Origin of the sequence: Chitinophaga sp. 180180018-3 (assembly GCF_037893185.1) — a bacterium.
GTDB lineage: Bacteria > Bacteroidota > Bacteroidia > Chitinophagales > Chitinophagaceae > Chitinophaga.
The window spans coordinates 5107055-5122808 of record NZ_CP140772.1 but is presented as its reverse complement, the minus strand read 5'-3'; the positions used below and the strand labels follow the sequence as shown (position 1 = coordinate 5122808).

General features: G+C 45.9%; 15 protein-coding genes. 6 read left to right on the top strand and 9 right to left on the bottom strand.

The annotated features are described in order from the left end of the window. Nucleotides 1-7 precede the first annotated feature (7 nt). The 3 genes from UNH61_RS19875 to UNH61_RS19865 form a co-directional block, all read right to left on the bottom strand. Nucleotides 8-955: an alpha/beta hydrolase gene (locus UNH61_RS19875; protein WP_326993742.1), complete on the bottom strand. Its 948-nt coding sequence runs from the start codon at nt 953-955 to the stop codon at nt 8-10. A 97-nt stretch (nt 956-1052) separates the two neighbouring features. Then, complete coding sequence (locus UNH61_RS19870) at nt 1053-1958, bottom strand: helix-turn-helix transcriptional regulator (protein WP_326993741.1); 906 nt, start codon at nt 1956-1958, stop codon at nt 1053-1055. An 11-nt stretch (nt 1959-1969) separates the two neighbouring features. Continuing rightward, nucleotides 1970-2860: an NAD(P)H-binding protein gene (locus UNH61_RS19865; protein WP_326993740.1), complete on the bottom strand. Its 891-nt coding sequence runs from the start codon at nt 2858-2860 to the stop codon at nt 1970-1972. Between the two features lie 117 nt (nt 2861-2977). Between UNH61_RS19865 and UNH61_RS19860 the strand changes: the two genes are divergently transcribed. Next, nucleotides 2978-3418 carry a YqgE/AlgH family protein gene (locus UNH61_RS19860; protein ID WP_326993739.1) on the top strand — a complete coding sequence of 147 codons (441 nt, stop codon included), beginning with the start codon at nt 2978-2980 and terminating at the stop codon, nt 3416-3418. Nucleotides 3419-3523: 105 nt separating this feature from the next. Here UNH61_RS19860 and UNH61_RS19855 read toward each other — a convergent pair whose 3' ends face one another. Beyond that, nucleotides 3524-4282: a hypothetical protein gene (locus UNH61_RS19855; RefSeq protein ID WP_326993738.1), complete on the bottom strand. Its 759-nt coding sequence runs from the start codon at nt 4280-4282 to the stop codon at nt 3524-3526. A 310-nt stretch (nt 4283-4592) separates the two neighbouring features. On the opposite strand from UNH61_RS19855, the gene UNH61_RS19850 reads away from it, so the two are divergent. Together UNH61_RS19850 and UNH61_RS19845 are read left to right on the top strand one after the other, a co-directional pair. Continuing rightward, a complete protein-coding gene (locus tag UNH61_RS19850) occupies nt 4593-7040 on the top strand; it encodes an ABC transporter permease (protein WP_326993737.1) in 2448 nt (815 codons plus the stop codon). Nucleotides 7041-7149: 109 nt separating this feature from the next. Beyond that, on the top strand, nt 7150-7389 hold the full coding sequence (locus UNH61_RS19845; RefSeq protein ID WP_326993736.1) for a hypothetical protein: 240 nt from the start codon (nt 7150-7152) through the stop codon (nt 7387-7389). Here UNH61_RS19845 and UNH61_RS19840 read toward each other — a convergent pair. After that, nucleotides 7373-7819, bottom strand: a complete 447-nt coding sequence (locus UNH61_RS19840) for a lipocalin family protein (protein ID WP_326993735.1) — start codon at nt 7817-7819, stop codon at nt 7373-7375. The two genes, UNH61_RS19845 and UNH61_RS19840, sit on opposite strands and share 17 nt — an antisense overlap. 258 nt (nt 7820-8077) lie before the next feature. Here UNH61_RS19840 and UNH61_RS19835 point away from each other — a divergent pair, with 258 nt between their 5' ends. From UNH61_RS19835 to UNH61_RS19825, 3 genes are all read left to right on the top strand, one after another. Beyond that, nucleotides 8078-8902, top strand: coding sequence for a hypothetical protein (locus UNH61_RS19835; RefSeq protein ID WP_326993734.1), 825 nt, complete (start codon nt 8078-8080; stop codon nt 8900-8902). A 191-nt stretch (nt 8903-9093) separates the two neighbouring features. After that, the gene (locus UNH61_RS19830) at nt 9094-9630 is read left to right on the top strand and encodes an RNA polymerase sigma factor (RefSeq protein WP_326993733.1); all 537 of its coding nucleotides are present in this window, start codon (nt 9094-9096) and stop codon (nt 9628-9630) included. Continuing rightward, nucleotides 9630-10223, top strand: a complete 594-nt coding sequence (locus UNH61_RS19825; protein ID WP_326993732.1) for a hypothetical protein — start codon at nt 9630-9632, stop codon at nt 10221-10223. The genes UNH61_RS19830 and UNH61_RS19825 overlap by 1 nt, the downstream gene beginning before the upstream one ends. 13 nt (nt 10224-10236) lie before the next feature. Here the strand turns inward: UNH61_RS19825 and UNH61_RS19820 are convergent, their stop codons facing one another. The 4 genes from UNH61_RS19820 to UNH61_RS19805 form a co-directional block, all read right to left on the bottom strand. Then, the gene (locus UNH61_RS19820; protein WP_326993731.1) at nt 10237-10392 is read right to left on the bottom strand and encodes a hypothetical protein; all 156 of its coding nucleotides are present in this window, start codon (nt 10390-10392) and stop codon (nt 10237-10239) included. A gap of 59 nt (nt 10393-10451) precedes the next feature. Then, entirely contained in the window at nt 10452-11309 is an 858-nt protein-coding gene (locus UNH61_RS19815; protein ID WP_326993730.1) for a helix-turn-helix domain-containing protein, read from the bottom strand. 88 nt (nt 11310-11397) lie between these two features. Next, entirely contained in the window at nt 11398-14466 is a 3069-nt protein-coding gene (locus UNH61_RS19810; protein WP_326993729.1) for a hypothetical protein, read from the bottom strand. Between the two features lie 152 nt (nt 14467-14618). Beyond that, a complete protein-coding gene (locus UNH61_RS19805) occupies nt 14619-15563 on the bottom strand; it encodes a hypothetical protein (RefSeq protein ID WP_326993728.1) in 945 nt (314 codons plus the stop codon). Nucleotides 15564-15754 lie beyond the last annotated feature (191 nt).

The following is a 15754-nucleotide window of genomic DNA, read 5'->3' as shown; positions in this document are numbered from 1 at the left end:
CACTTCATTATTTCCGTGTTGTCGCAAACCGGTCTGTCAGGAAACCGGCCACTTCTTCCATCGCCCGTTTCGCGCTGCTAATAATCCCGCCCATCTGAAAAAATCCATGAACCATTCCCGGATATTCCGACCATTGCGTAGCTACGCCCGCCAGCTGTAATTTTTCTGCATATTGCACCGCCTCGTCGTGCAGCGGATCGTGTTCCGCGGTGATGATGAGCGCCGGTGGCAGCCCCGTAAGATCGGACGAATTGAGCGGCGCTGCATCCGGATGGTGCCGGTCGGCCGGCGCAGGGGCGTACCAATCCCATGCTATGCGGGCGCCATCGAGCGTAAGATTGGGCCCATCAGCATACCGATGCCAGGAAGGCGTGTTGAGCGATGAATCTGTCACCGGATAGATGAGTACCTGGCAACAAACGGATATATTCATCACTTTAACAGCCCGTTTTGCAGTGGCTGTTGCCAGCGCGGCTCCGGCACTGTCGCCCGCAAGGGCAATACGAGCGGCATCAATGTTCAGCAGCGCAGCATTGGCCACCACCCATTGCAACGCATCGAAGCAATCCTGCAGGCCATGCGGAAACGGAAATTCAGGCGCCAGCCTGTAATCGACGGAAATAAACACGGCGCCGGATAATTTTGCCAATGTTCGCAGTGGCCTGTCGTGCGTATCCAGACTGCCCGCATTAAACCATCCGCCATGAAAATACACTACTGCCGGAAGCAGTGGCTGGTCCGACGGCCGGTAAATACGTATACGGATATTTCCGCCAGACAATAGTATCGTTCTTTCTGTTATATCTATTTCCTCGGCCTCGCCGGCCATAGGGATAAAAGCTTCATAAAATTGCCGGCCCGCAAGCGCCGCATCTGTTGTATCCACAGCCGGGATGGATTGAATGAATTCCAGCGCTGCTATTACATCCGGGGATAATGCCAATTTGTTGTTCATCTTTTTGACACAAAATTGGGCATTGGCTGAACATAAATAAAATAATATGATTTATCATCTTCATAAAAATATTTATATCCCGTAACGGATAAAAATGCTAACTGAATTGCTGCCTAAACTCCAGGGGCGACAGATTCGTTTTTACTTTAAACAGCTTGCTGAACGACTGTGGATGCTCGAATCCCAGTTCATAGGCTATCTCGCTTACCGACAAATCAGTGGTAGATAACCGCTCTTTGGCTTTTTCAATCAACCGGTTGTGGATGTGTTGCTGTGTATGCTGCCCCGTTAGCACTTTCAACAGGCTGCTCAGGTAATTGGAAGACAGATTCATGGCCCGCGCAAAATACTGTACGGTAGGCAACCCCGTTTGTTTGGGATCATTAAAATACCCGGTCAGCATTTCTTCAAAACGGTCGAGGATCCTGTGGTTGATTATTTTCCTGGTAAGGAATTGCCGATGATAAAATCTTTCGGAATAAGTGAGCAATAATTCCAGCTGTGCAATAATGACCCGCTGGCTGAACTGATCTATATTAGAATGATACTCGTGCTCAATATTTCCGAGGATACCGGCGATGGTGGCTTCTTCTTTCTCCGACAGGTACAATGCTTCATTCACGGAGTAGCTGAAATACTCATACTGCCTGATTGTTTTGGCGAGCGGCGTATTCCAGAGAAAGTCGGGATGGATCAGCAGAATCCATCCCGTATGTTTTTGCTGAACGCTTCTTTCTATAGAGAAAACCTGTTCCGGCGCCATGAAAAACATCACCCCTTCATCGAAATCGTATTCCTGCTGCCCGTATCTCATTTTACCATCAAATCTTTTTTTGAGCGCTATAGAATAGAATTCCAGCACCAGGTTGTCTGGGGCTTCCTGAGGGTGCTGAATGTCTTCACAATTGATAACACTGATCAGCGGGTGCTCAGGTTTAGGTAAGCCCCGGAGCTGGTGAAATTCAGTGATGGTATGGATTTTATGAGGAGTGGTATTTTTCATGGCAGCAGATTTTAATTTCCCTGGTTAAAGACAGCCGCAAATTCTTTGGCAAAGTCCGTTAGTTTTATTTTGCCTGGTACAACGGGCCCATGTGCATAATAATCTTCTTCGAAAGCGCCATTGTGAATACTATCATATATATCTGCAATCTCAGCTGCCGTGTTATCCGGAATACCTCTTTCCTTAAAATCGGCCAGTGCTTCTTCCCGGGAACAAGTGATCCATTGCAGGTCTGGTTTGCCAATAGCCTTACCCAATACGGCCGCAATGTTGTTACAACTGCACTCATCGCTGAGGATGTAGCGTACCGGCCTGGCAGGAAGAATGGCGTCGAGCTCTTCTGCAGCAGCAGCGGCAATATCTGTTGCTGCTACCAGCTGTGTTTTATCTTCTCCACCATAGTTAGCACGAATATACCCCCGTCTTTTAATTGAATCTATAAAACCATAAAGATTGTAGAAAAAAGAACCCGGCCGGAGATGGGTGAGAGAGAGGCCCGGAAGCTCATTTAATATACCCTCTACATCGTGGGAGCCGAGGATGATACCAATACCTTTATCGAGATGGGCGCCCATACTGCTGAGATGTACCACCCGTTTTACACCCGTGGCCCTGATGGCTCGCGCATAGCTGTGGCCTATCTGCCGGTAACGGGCTCTCTGATCGGTGGTGGTGAAATTGGGCGGTATCATCGCATAAAGTGCATCCGCGCCTTGCAGCGTGCAGGTGAGGAAATCTGCATCTTCCACAGCGCCGATGGCAGCCGCTGCTCCGAGGGCTTCAATGGCTTGTTGTTTTTCCGGGTTGCTGCTGACAACAGTTACGGTATGTCCTTTTTGTACCAGCAATTGCGTCAGTGGCCGGCTGATGTTGCCTGATGAACCTGTTACGATAATTTTCATATAACTGTTTTTTGGAGATACAAAGTTCAGCCGCAGCAGGGGAAGACATGTAGCCAAATCTACTATTGTTGTAGCCGAAATAAGGCGATGTGGTTATAAAATAACTACCTTCACCCTATGAACGCTGGTATCTTTTTACATGCAACTGCTCTCCTGAATGATACTTTTTTTGAAGACGCCATTATATTCATTACTGAGTATAATGAGAAGGGAGCCATGGGATTTGTGATAAACAGGGTGTTTCCGAGAGGGTTAACGGAGCTGGAAGAATTTAAACACGGGAAGCCTTTTCCTTTGCGCGATGGAGGTCCGGTAGACAAGGAACATCTTTATTTTTTACATCGCCGGCCCGATTTGATAGCAGGAGGCACGCTGGTGGCGGATGGCATTTATTTTGGAGGCGATTTCAAAGCGGCGGTGGAAGGCATTAATAATAGTACCCTTACAGAGCAGGAGCTGAGGATATTTATCGGCTATTGCGGCTGGGATAATGGAGAGCTGGAAGAAGAGGTGGCGGAGGGCAGCTGGGAGGTGGCAGCATCGGGGGCCGTATTTTAGAAGAAGTAGTTACGATACAATGTAGTACATGCTCATCTCTGGTATAAAAAGCAAAAAGCCTTCAGATCCCGGGATCTGAAGGCTTTTCAGCATAATGCCATGCTACTAGAACTTGATCAGCAGTTTTTCGGAAACAAGCTTAGCATCTTTATAATATTCGAAATGCCAATCCCCGCTTTTCTTCAGCACAACTCCGTGGGAAGTACCGTTTTCAGCAATAAAGTAATCGGGTGCGGAAGTTTTAAGCAAGGTTAAAACTATTTTAGGAGAAGTATCTATTAACTGATATCCATTGGCAGTTGCCTGAGCATATAAGGTGCCGGCAGCTTCTTTTACTTCTGTCACTACAGCCGGGGTGGTAGGCAGCGCAGGGGCCGGAGCTGGTGCAGTAGCAGCAGCAGGCGCCGCAGCCGGTGGAGGAAGTGCGTTGGTGGTACCGTTATAAGCATATGGTACATCATTCAATGAAGTAAACGCATCCCGCAGCGCGAGGTTGTAGGAGGTGGCAAATTCTTTCTCCCTGCTTTTTCCTTCTTTACTTTTAAAGACGATATTGCCCTGGCAATCTTTCAGCAGCAGCGTAAGGTTGGTAACAAATAGCCCTTTTTTCTGGGTTACCTCCGCACGCAGTGCATTACACTTATTGGCAGCAAGCTCCTTGGGGATTTCAGCATTGTCGAAGTAAGCAGTGAATCCTTTTTCTTCAAGGAGAGACTTGGCAAGGGTATTCAGCCCATACTGATTATCTTCTCTCGCAAAAGTAAACCGCTCAGGCAACAGTACATATTTGTAATTGTTGATGGAATTCTGGGCGTACCCGGCCAGTGATACAAATAGAAGAAGTAAAATGGCGTATCGTTTCATATGGCTTATTTTCATTTAATTACGACGAATATATATAAAATACGCAATTGTCAGAGTATCTGAAAGAAAAGAAATAAGCAGCGTCGGATTTTTTATTAAGAATAAGGGGGTAAATTTAGTCAGATTGGCATTTGCACAATAGTTCTATCGCTGTTATCGTTATTTAGGTTGCTATACCTGATTGAATTTGTGGAAAAAGAAATATCACTTCCCAATCATCGACGTTTCTTGCTGAACACTTGAAATCTACCCGTAAAAAAACAGCCTGTTTTAAGGCTGCTTCAAATTGTTCAATTTAATTCCACATGCCATGTTTAAAAACTATCTGAAAATTGCCTGGAGAAACCTATGGAAGAATCGCCTGATTTCAGGTATTAATATTGGCGGTCTTGCTATTGGAATAACAAGCGCCATATTGTTGTTGGGCTATGTATCTTATCAATATAGTTACGACAACGTCCACACGAACAAACGGGATCTTTATCGCGTCAATCTCGATTATTACCAGCAGGGGCAACTCGTTTTTAAGAGCGCAGAGAATTATTCCGGTGTTGGTCCTTCCCTGAAAAGTGAATTTCCGGAAGTCATTGCAGCAGCGCGATTGTATAACGTTGGTTCCAAGAATAATTGCGTGATTACGGCTGATGACAACAGGGCTTTTAAAGAAACTAAAGTATTGTTTGCAGATCCTTCTTTTCTGACCATGTTTTCCTTTCCTTTTAAAGAAGGAGATCCGCACGCTGCGCTTGATCAGGCTGGTACAGCCGTAATATCAGCGTCCATGGCCCTGAAGTTGTTTGGTAGTGAGCATGTGCTGGGTAAGATGTTCAGAATGGACGACGATGACGGCGTGTTGGATCTGTGCCGTGTTACCGGGGTATTTAAAGATGTTCCGGGGCAGTCGCATATAAAATTCGATGTACTGATTTCCTATGCCTCTTTATATCACCGGAGCAGGCCCCGGTTTGAAAACAATTGGCAACGGAAAGATCTTTACACTTACGTACAGCTTCGCCAGGGAGCAGATCCGGCAATATTGGAGACAAAGTTGCCTGGTTTTGTCAGTCGGCATATCCCTGCTGAAAAGGAAAATGCGGTGGAAAGCAGGCTTTCTTTACAGCCGGTGGAGAAAATACATCTGGCGCCAGGGCGTGATGATGAACCAGAGCCGGGAGGAAGTGCCAAAGCCATATTTTTCCTGATGTTGATTGCTTTTTTTATCATTACCATTGCCTGGGTGAATTATATTAATCTTTCCACCGCAGGGTCTATTAACAGAGCGAGGGAGATCGGCATCCGAAAGGTCTTAGGTTCACAGAAGATCCAGTTGATAAAACAGTTTTTGGCTGAAGCATTGGCTACTAATATAGTGAGTTTTACTATTGCAATTGGGCTGACGGTGTTACTGCTGCAGTGGATGAGAGGTGTTTTCCCGGATGACTTTTCCCTGCCTGGTTTTCTTTGCAGCTCCTATGGCTGGCTGTTTCTGGGGTTTCTGGTTATTGGCGCTCTACTTTCCGGGTTGTATCCGGCTTTTGTTATGTCCTCTTTTAAACCGGCTCTTGTAGTGAAAGGCGGACTGAAAGCATCCGGAAAAGGAATATTGTTGCGGAGGGGACTGGTAGTTTTTCAATTTGCCCTTTCCATTTTTCTCATAATAGGGACTATTGTTGTTTACCAGCAGGTACATTTTATGCTCAACCAGGACTTAGGCCTGAAAATGAGCAGGGTAGTGATAATGGACAGGCCCGGGCGTTGGGCCAGCCACTCAGATTCACTGAATGGACCAGTGGTGCAGGCTTTCAAAGAGCTACTCAAAAGAAATCCGGCTATAGAGTCAATGGGCATGTCGGATGCGCTGCCCGGAAAAGAAACGAGATGGCATGGCGAATACAGTACTACGCTGTCGGGTGATAAAAATGAGATGAGTATCAAAACTATCGATATAGATGAAGACTATCTGCATGTTTTAGGAATCAGCATGAAGGCGGGCCGGAATTTTTCCCGGAAGTATGGAACAGATCAGCACGGGCTGGTGATATCCGAGTCTGCCGCGAAACTGTTGGGTTTTACGGGCCCGGATGATGCTGTTGGTAAGCAGGTATGGACTAATAAGAGAGCTTGCATGGTATTGGGCGTAACGAGCGATGTTCACCTGCAATCCCTTCAAAAGAAAGCCGAGCCGCTTGTATTTCAATTCAATGGCCGTGATTATTCGGACGATGAATATTATCTCATAAAAATTAAAACGGCCGATATTCCACGGACAATTGGGTATATCCGGAAGTCCTGGGAAGAGATCTTTCCGGGCAATCCGTTCAGTTTTTCATTTCTTGACGATTATTTCAACCGTCAATATGACAATGATATGCAATTTGGTTTGTTATTCGGTGTCTTTTCGATGGTGGCGATTATCATCGCATGTATAGGATTATTTGCCCTGGTGGCATATATGGTGCAGCAAAGAACCCGGGAAATCGGGATACGGAAAGTGCTGGGGGCCAGTCTCCGGGATATTCTGGCCTTATTTACAAAAGACTTTACAAAATTAATCCTCTTCGCAAATCTGATAGCATGGCCGCTGGGATGGTTTCTGATGAATAGCTGGCTGAGGGAATTTGCATATAGGATTCATATTAGCTGGCTGGTGTTTTTGCTGGCGGGGGTGTCTGCTCTTATCATAGCATTGATGACCATCAGTTTACAGGCGTTAAAAGCTGCCATTGCCAATCCGGTAAAGGCCATCCGGGCGGAATGAAATTGCTGGAAAACTGTTAAACAGGGAAGTTCATTTGACTGTATATTCGCATGAAGTTATACCAGGAGCCGGATTTTTACGATCTGGCTCCCGGCTTAAATCTATAACCATGCGTATACTTTATCAAAGCGATACAATCGTTGTTCGTGAGTTCAGACCAGATGAACTGCAGTTGTTCATGTCGTTGTTTGAGGATGAACAGGTAACGCGGTATCTGCCGGCACGTACACTGGCGCAATATACAGCGCTGTTCAACGATGCTTTGAAAGATTATTGTACCGGTGTATTAGGGCGTTGGGCAATATTTGATACTGCCAGCGATGATTTTATCGCTATTGCTTTACCATAGTAAATGTCATCCTGTCGCCCGTCACTATTGCATTTTCCTTGTAAAAAACCAACGTTTTACAGTCGTAGCTGGCAATGGTGCCGTTGAAGGTACCATCGCTGGTAATAGTGTTGCCGGTTACATGCCAGGTGCCGTGGCTGTTTGCTCCCTCAGCTGTGCAAACGGTGCCGGCATCATTGTAGTTATAGGCGCCGTCGCTTTTTAATATAAGGATATCGTCTTTTTCGCAGTCATCAAGAGATGACAGGTAATCCACCGGCGCCGTAGTGGCAGTTGCCCGGTATTGTAAAGCCGTAAGTTTGTACGAGCCGGCAAGGCCGGTCATACTGATACCACATTCCGGCTCATTGCTTTTTTCTTTTTTACAGGACAGAAGAATGGTGCCCAGTACGATGGCCATAAAAGCAAAATTCATAGTTGATGTTTTCATACATTTCAATTAGATCAGGTATAACACTTGTTTGCTGGTAATACTCTTTTGTTGTCCTGAAAGGTTGGGTAGCCTGACAAAAAATTTTTTTTTCACTTTACCCAACCTTTGGCAAATAAACTGGGTATTACCTTTACAGGACCATGTACGTCAGATGCTCATAGGGCATAATAAACAGGCAAATATGGTTACCTGCCGGCTGCAAAGCCGGTTATATATATTAAGAAAATAGATTAATTGTTGTATTAAGAGAATAAAATGAGAATTACAGTATTGATGTTAGGCGTAGCCTGTTTAATGAGTTGCGGTACTACCATGAAATTGTCAGTTCCTGAAAAATTCAGGGAACAGGCTACTATGCAACATGTTACCGGCGCCAGGGGCAACAAAATGTCGTTTGCTAACTTTACAACCTCAAAGATCCAAAGAGGGGTTCATGTTAAATATCCGGGATGGGGAGGCCGCGGTTTTTTCCTCGAAAATCTATGGCTGAACCAGATGGGGATACAGAAAGGAGAAACGATAGAAAAAGAAAAGGCAAAATTCCGCTATGCATTGACGGATGGGAGAAACTATGTGGAGGTGTACGCAGACGAAAAACAGGTGACCAGGAAAGTGGAGTATGAAACGATCCACCATAATGATATTTTGAATGGATTTGAAATATTGCAACACCACCAATACGTGTTTTCAGCAACTATCCAGGTGGATACCACGCAGGAAAGCAAAAATTGGGGCCTGCTGATGACAAATATATACGACAGGAAAGCGGAAAATGATAAGAACCCGTTTACTTTCGTAAAACCTGGAGCAGCCGGACTGGCAACAAATGGGACAGATACTGTTTTTATAAAACCATTGAGCATCAAAAAAACAGAATTATCCAATGGGAAAACCGGGCAGCTGCCATTTAAGTTACTGTCGGGTTACGAACTAAGTACGAGCGGGGGCGTGATCGCTATTGTAGATATGATCGATCAAAACATCTGGTTCTACAATGAGCTCGACCCTGCAGAGAAGCTGAACGTAAGCGCCATCGCAACCGCTATTTTCGCAAGAAAGGTCAACGATGAGAAATGGTAAACCACAGCAGCCGGAAACTCATCGTTTGCAGCGACTGAAAGAATAGCTGCCGCACATCTGTACTGCGAATACCCGCATCATCATCAGGTGGCGTCAGGTACAAAATAACACTTTAATAAGTGTGCCGGGGTACTCCCTCTACGCAGGGCTACCCGTTGATAAAAACAAACGAACCCAAGTTATTTGCTTAATTGCTGGAACAGGATCTAAATAGCATCATCACGGACTGCCGTAGTGGCAATAGAAAGGCGCAGGAACAACTGTACCGGCAACTCTATGGCTTTGCCATAGCTGTTGCCATGCGCTATGCTATTGATGAGCATGAAGCAGCTGATATCCTGGCACACGCATTTGTGAAGATGTTCCGGAGCATCCATACATTCGACGAAACCAAAGGCAATTTTCATGGCTGGTTAAAACGGATCATCATCAACGAATCACTTGACCTGATAAAACAACGTGCCCGATTCGCCAACCTGGAATTAGATACAGCAGAAGAACCGTTTGTAAATAACAGCATCATCGAAAAAACAGATGCAGCCGCCATATTACAACTGGTAAGGCAGCTGCCCCCGGCCACCCATGCGGTGTTCGTACTATATGCGATCGATGGCTACTCTCACAAGGAAATTGCAGCACAATTAAATATCAGTGAGGGGACCAGCAAATGGCATCTGAGCGAAGCAAGAAAGATACTTCAACAAAAAATAAATGCTATAAAGAATTAGTGAATACAACCACTCCATATGAACAATCAATAGCAGCAAAGCTGGAACAGGTACCCATCCCGGACATGGCCGACGGTATCTGGGCCAACATTGATATGCAGTTGGATGCGGTTGCTGACGGCCCGGACACAGGCGCGCCAAAGAAAAATATTACCCCGAAATATACCACTGCTATCTGGTACGGCCTCGCCGCTGCAATGGTAGCCGCTACACTGCTGTGGTACTATAGCCGTAAAGATCATACACCAGCGAAAGTACCTCCACAGGAAATTTCGCCAATACCACAGGTAACAGCTCCTGCAAAGGATAGCAATACCACTGTTGAACAAAGAAAAATACCCCAGGTAAAACCAACACCAGGGAAAGATTCCATACTGCTGAAAGATACACTTAACAATATACCTGCCACCGATTCGATAGCTACACCTCAACCCTTGCCGGTAAGAATAGATTCATCATCTGTGAAACATTACAGGCCTTATATCGACTCGGCAAACATCCCCCGCCGTAAAAAGCCCAAAGGGGTGGGGGGCATCACCCCCGACGACTACCGGATCTCTACGAGGAAAGATTCATCCGGAAAGGAAAACTAAACGCTAAAAATCTTTATTCCAGCTGGTTATAGATGAATTTGGGTAGTACGCCGAAAGAAATACCAATGGTAAGAAAAGTGGCAAATAAGGAAAGTATTACAGGGGCTACTAGAACAGGGAAACTTTTGCTGGTTGCTGCTGTTTCTACAGTTTTAACAATTGTACTCATAATTAATTAAAAAATTGAGTACAAAGGTATCCCCGGCTATAGCGGGGAATGCTATACGTTTAACGGCTATAGTTGGACAATTCATGGTTTTTAACCCTAAACTCCACTGGCGTTGTTCCTGAATTTTTCTTAAAAAATCTTGAAAAATAAGCGTGTTCCTCGTAACCCAACTCAAAAGCAATCTCCTTCACATCCAGTGTCGTATAATACAACAGCCGCCTGGCCTCCAGCAATATTTCCTGCTGTATCCAATAACTGGCAGGATGCCCGGTTGCTTCCTTGATACATTCATTCAGGTAAAGAGGGGATATGTTGAGCAGTTCCGCGTATTGCTGCACCTGTTTCAGCTGTTTGAACTTCTTCTTTACCAGTCCTCTGAACTTACTGGCAACGGTAAACCGTTGTCCATTGATGGATTCCCTGATAATATCCTGTTGCTTCACCTGGGCCGCTATGAGCCCCATAAGAGACGCCATAAAGGACGATACGACCGCCTTTTTAAATGGATAATTTTCCTGCAACAGCAATTGCTCCGCCAGCGCTATGCTATTGAAAATAATGTGCGTTGCTGCTAATGGAAATATCTGCCGGAGATGCTGGAAGGAGTCGAACAGATCCCGGTACTGACCGGTAACCAGGCTCGCATCCACAAAAAGAAAATGCCCGGCGCTGTCCGCTAGGCTGATGTAGCGATGTACCTGTCCCGGCATAATAAAGCACAACGAAGGCCCGCTCAACGCCATTTCATTGAAATCAAGTTCCAGGAGAAGTGCTCCCCGCTGTTGCAATATGAATACATAATGATCATCCCGGTGAGCAATTTTGATCCCCTCATGCAGATTGATCATCGGTTTTAATTGTATACCGAAATCGTCTAGTTGTTTTTTGTGTATAGCTATGGGCGGTTTCGTGTTCATGTTTCAAATGTACGATGTATGCGCTAACCGCTGCCTGTAAAAAAAGTTGCCAGCAGCCCAATAAAGTTGCACGACCGGTAACATCATCTTATACCAACAGTGCAGCTGATCCTTCATGGGCTTCAGGTACTGGCGGTAGTTGGAAACTGGCGTAGTGGAAGAGCAGCCGGTCTGTTTCATCTGTCTTGCCTGTTTGGGCCACGTCCTGTGCTCTTTGCCAGTATTCACCGGCAGTAGTGCTATCGCCTTCCAGGTGGTAGCTCCAGCCGATATAATAAAGCGCCTGATGCCAGCGTGTGGTGCTCACTTCTTCCACTTGCGTTACTGCGGTTAATTTCTCCCGCGCTGCTGTATACTGTTTGTCAATGATCAGGCCCAGGCCCCATGCTAACAGCAGATAATCTGCATCAAAATGATCCCTTTCTTTTTGGAAGAGTGTTTCAAAAACGGTAGCATAATGTTCATAAGGCACATACGGGTAAAGGCTGCTTTTTTCGGACAGCACTTGTATGCACCTGTTTATATGACGCAGCTGTAATGGTACAAACTTAATATTATCCGCGTCCCGCCTGAGGGCCAGATCACAGACCTTTTCGCTACGCATGGCCATAGGCACATATTCCAGGGCCGAACCATAATCCTGTGAGCAGGCGATTTCACAAAGTTGCGGGGTAACAAATGCTTTTGGCACGAACTCGAAATCATAGGAATCCCTGCTGACCGCAATATCACAAATCTTTTGTGTAAGGTATTGATGCGGCACTTGGTAGAGGCGTTCCGGATCTTCAGCACGCAGGGCGCTGACGATAAAATCCTCATCCCAGAAACAGGCCCAAACTTTATCAAAAGTATCACTGTCGAACTCCTGTATGTCTTCATCCGTTTCCGTCGCCTGCTCGTCCCAGCCAAAGGCTTTGACGTTTTCCTGAAACGCCGGCAGATGCCCCAGATGCTTTTCAAAATACAGATAACTGTGCTGGTTGATCTGCGAAGCATTAACATGCTGGAATATATCCATACCATATTTCCGCAGCATTTTCCCCATCCGCTCAATATCCGACTGTGATCCATAGCGCCAGCTTTGCCGCTCGTATTGTTCTTTTATAAAAGGCCATTCCGCTTCTTTTCCATATTTATTTTCCAGATATTGGAAGATGGATATATCTACCAGTCTTGCCGGAATGCGCGCTATGACCTGAAGCCCCAGGTCAATTGCCTGCCTGATATATTCATTGCTATGGTATTTTAAAGGCAGCTCTACACTGGAGGTGCTACTCAGCGCGCCACTGGCAATGAGTGCAATATTCATCCTTTCGTCTTTAAATGCCTCAGGAACGTAATTATAATTGTACTGATTACCGGCTACTGCACGGAAACAAAGTTCATAGGTCATTTCTCCGGCGGGAATGTGGGCCAGATCTATTCCATGCGGATGTGTATTGAAAACGCCGGCAGTAAGCAGCGCAGCCGGAATATGATCATAGTAGCAGGGTTCTTCGCGATTTATTGCCAGCAGCACGGCTTCCTGATCTATCAATTCCGGCTTGAAATATTGCAGCAGGTTTCCATTCACATCATATTCCCCGTTAGTCTGATGCGTCATCAATGCCCGTAACATATCTGTTGTCCGGTATTGCTCCGGTATGGTGTATAGTTGCTGGCTGATCCAGTGGTAGGGAATCTCCCCGGTTCGCCTGTACAGATCCGGGCCATATTGCTGCAGCACCTTGTTGAAGAATTCATTCCAATACGGCTGATCCTTTACGGCAGCCTGCAGTTGCACGGCGTCCCAGTTAACCGCAGTTGATTCGCCGTAAAAGTAAGTGAGGTTGGTTTGTTCGGTATAAGGTTGCGCCCTGGCGTTTTTGTCGCGCGCAAATCTGTAATATTTATCAGCCTTTTTATGATCTCCCTGAAGATAATACACCAGCCCTAATAGCCAGCTGGTAGTAAAGATACCCGATAGCTCCGATGATTTCTCCAGATAGCTCTTCGCCTCATCCAGCCGGTTCATATACAGATACGCTTCGCCCAGTACCCGTAGTGCAAAATGTGATGCTGCATTTTTCTGCAAAGCCATTTCCGCCCATTCAATAGCTTTTGTATACTCACCGGTACGTATGGCACTCAGTGCAGCCTGTTCTATGCAGGCAGATTCATAGGCGATTTTTTCAGGGGTAAACGGAATACCGGCTGCATAGCGTGCCATCGCCTGTACAAAGGCCTGCTGTTGCCAAAGGCATTTCCCTGCATAGAAATATGCCCAATAATAGGATGGGGAGACATTAATCGCTTCCTTAAAGCACTGATAAGCACCCGCCAGATCTCCTTCGTTTTTCAAACGAACGCCTTGCCTGGTAAGCTGAATCCCTGCTGCCGTTACACCATCCATCAGCACCGGCTGATTGTTTTTCAGCGCCTCACAGATTTTATCTGTATAGATATCCATATTATCGTGATAACTCTCCCTAACAGGGCCATAAAATTCCGGACGGAAAGCGTAAGCATAGTCATGCCATTCCAGCAGGGCATTGGTTGTTTTATAGGCCGACAGCTCATCGCTGTTGTATAATGCTGCAATCAGCGTATGCGGTGCAAATTCAAAGCAATAGAGATCATAAAACCAGGAGAAAAAGAAAGGGGCATCCACCTTCCTGTCAGGCATAGTGTGTACCACTTCGTCGTCTTGTCCCCATGCGAGTACCATATAACGGCAGGATTCTTTTCCGCAGGTTTTTTGAAAAAGTCCCAGGTCCAGGTAATCCGCTGTGGTATCACCGGTTACGTAATAGTGGGTTGCTTCGCCATACGAAGAACGTATCTTTCCGCGGATGTTCATGTTTCCATTTACTACCAGCAGGTCGAAATAAGCGTCAGGTATTTCCAGGTCACCATCTATCTCCAGATCTCCTTCGCAATAATAAATACGGTGATACTGCTCAAAATATTCTCTTTCGCTTTCGTATTCTTCTCTGTAGTAACTGCAAGATTCGTGGGCGTCGTCCTCTGCCAGATCCCAGTAATCAAATAAGCTGTCAACGTTTAGCCGTTCCCGTACCTCCTGGTATCCGAGCAGTTGCAGGCGATGTTTTTCTAGGAAAGCAGCTGTAGCCTGATTTACATCTTCCTGATCCTTATTCGTTAATCTATTTTCCATCAGCAATTTATTATTTTCCGGGACATCGGCTTTGGAGAAAAGCCGGGGTTAATTAAGACCCGGAGCGCACCAAAAATAAACGAAATATTCGATAAAAAAACGGGGAAGCAGCTGTAAAACCGCTTCCCCGTTTTGATGTTAAACTAAGCTGATCAGTGTGCAGGGTTCATCGTTTGTATTGCTGCACGGGTGGTCACAAAATTTCTTCCTGAGTTAGGACCTTCCATATCGATCCCGTAGGCAAATACGCCGCCCTTAGTGCCTTGCTTTGGTTGCCATAGCGCATAGGCGGGCATCTGACCAGGCTGGTAGCCGGTACCATCTTCATAGTCTACGCCCACCAGGTATTTGGACGGGCTGATGTACGATGCGTAGGTTTTGAAGGAGGAAGTAAGACTGGTGGTGGTTCTCCAGTAAGCCTGTTGAAACACATAGCTCACCACATCTTTGATGCCGGCCATCAGTGCATTTCCGTTCTGATTGGTATCATATACCAGCAATTTGGTAGTACCTGATTTCGGCCCGAGGTATTTCGACAATGCCTGGAAACTGGCGATCTCATCCTGGAGTGTAGTACCGCTATCGGTGCTTTCAATATCTATATCGTATCCATCATAGTTATAGGTATTGATGGTATTGATAATTCCCTGTACCCAGCTGGCCAGGCCGGTAGGATTGGTGGAGGCGCCGGAGAAATAGCCCCCGGTGTAAATCACTTTGGTACCGCGTTGGTGCAGGTAAGGCACATATACCAGTTTCAACGTATCCCAGAAAGGATTTCCGGCAGGAGTATAGTCGGTGAATACACTCACAATATCCACGCTGTCTGGCAGATCTGTCATTCTTGTTTTGTAGTGCACTGGATCGGTAACCGCGTCGCCCCAGGTCCGGTAATAGCCGGCCATCAGCTGGTGCACGCTGTTTTTGTACGCGATCAGGTTACTGAAGTTGGTGGTGGTGGCAGTAGTAAGGTTAAGGTTGTTGGTTTCGATTCCACCGGGTTGGGGCTTAAGCATGTTTTTAGTACAACTGCTACCTGCCAGCAGGATAGCGCCAAACATAACAATCATCATGAAACGGAAATTGAATAGTGTCATAACAATGATGGGTTTTAGATGAATAATAAATGCTGAATTAAACAGATTTGCTAATCGGGATTTTTATTAAAAAGTTCACTGTTTTTGTTGATGGGTTAAATGCTCCTTCCGGATTCCTTTTGCACAACATGGGTCAACATTTTCCGGTGTACTACAAGATAAGAATAATATTTAAACAGGCAAATTGGTTT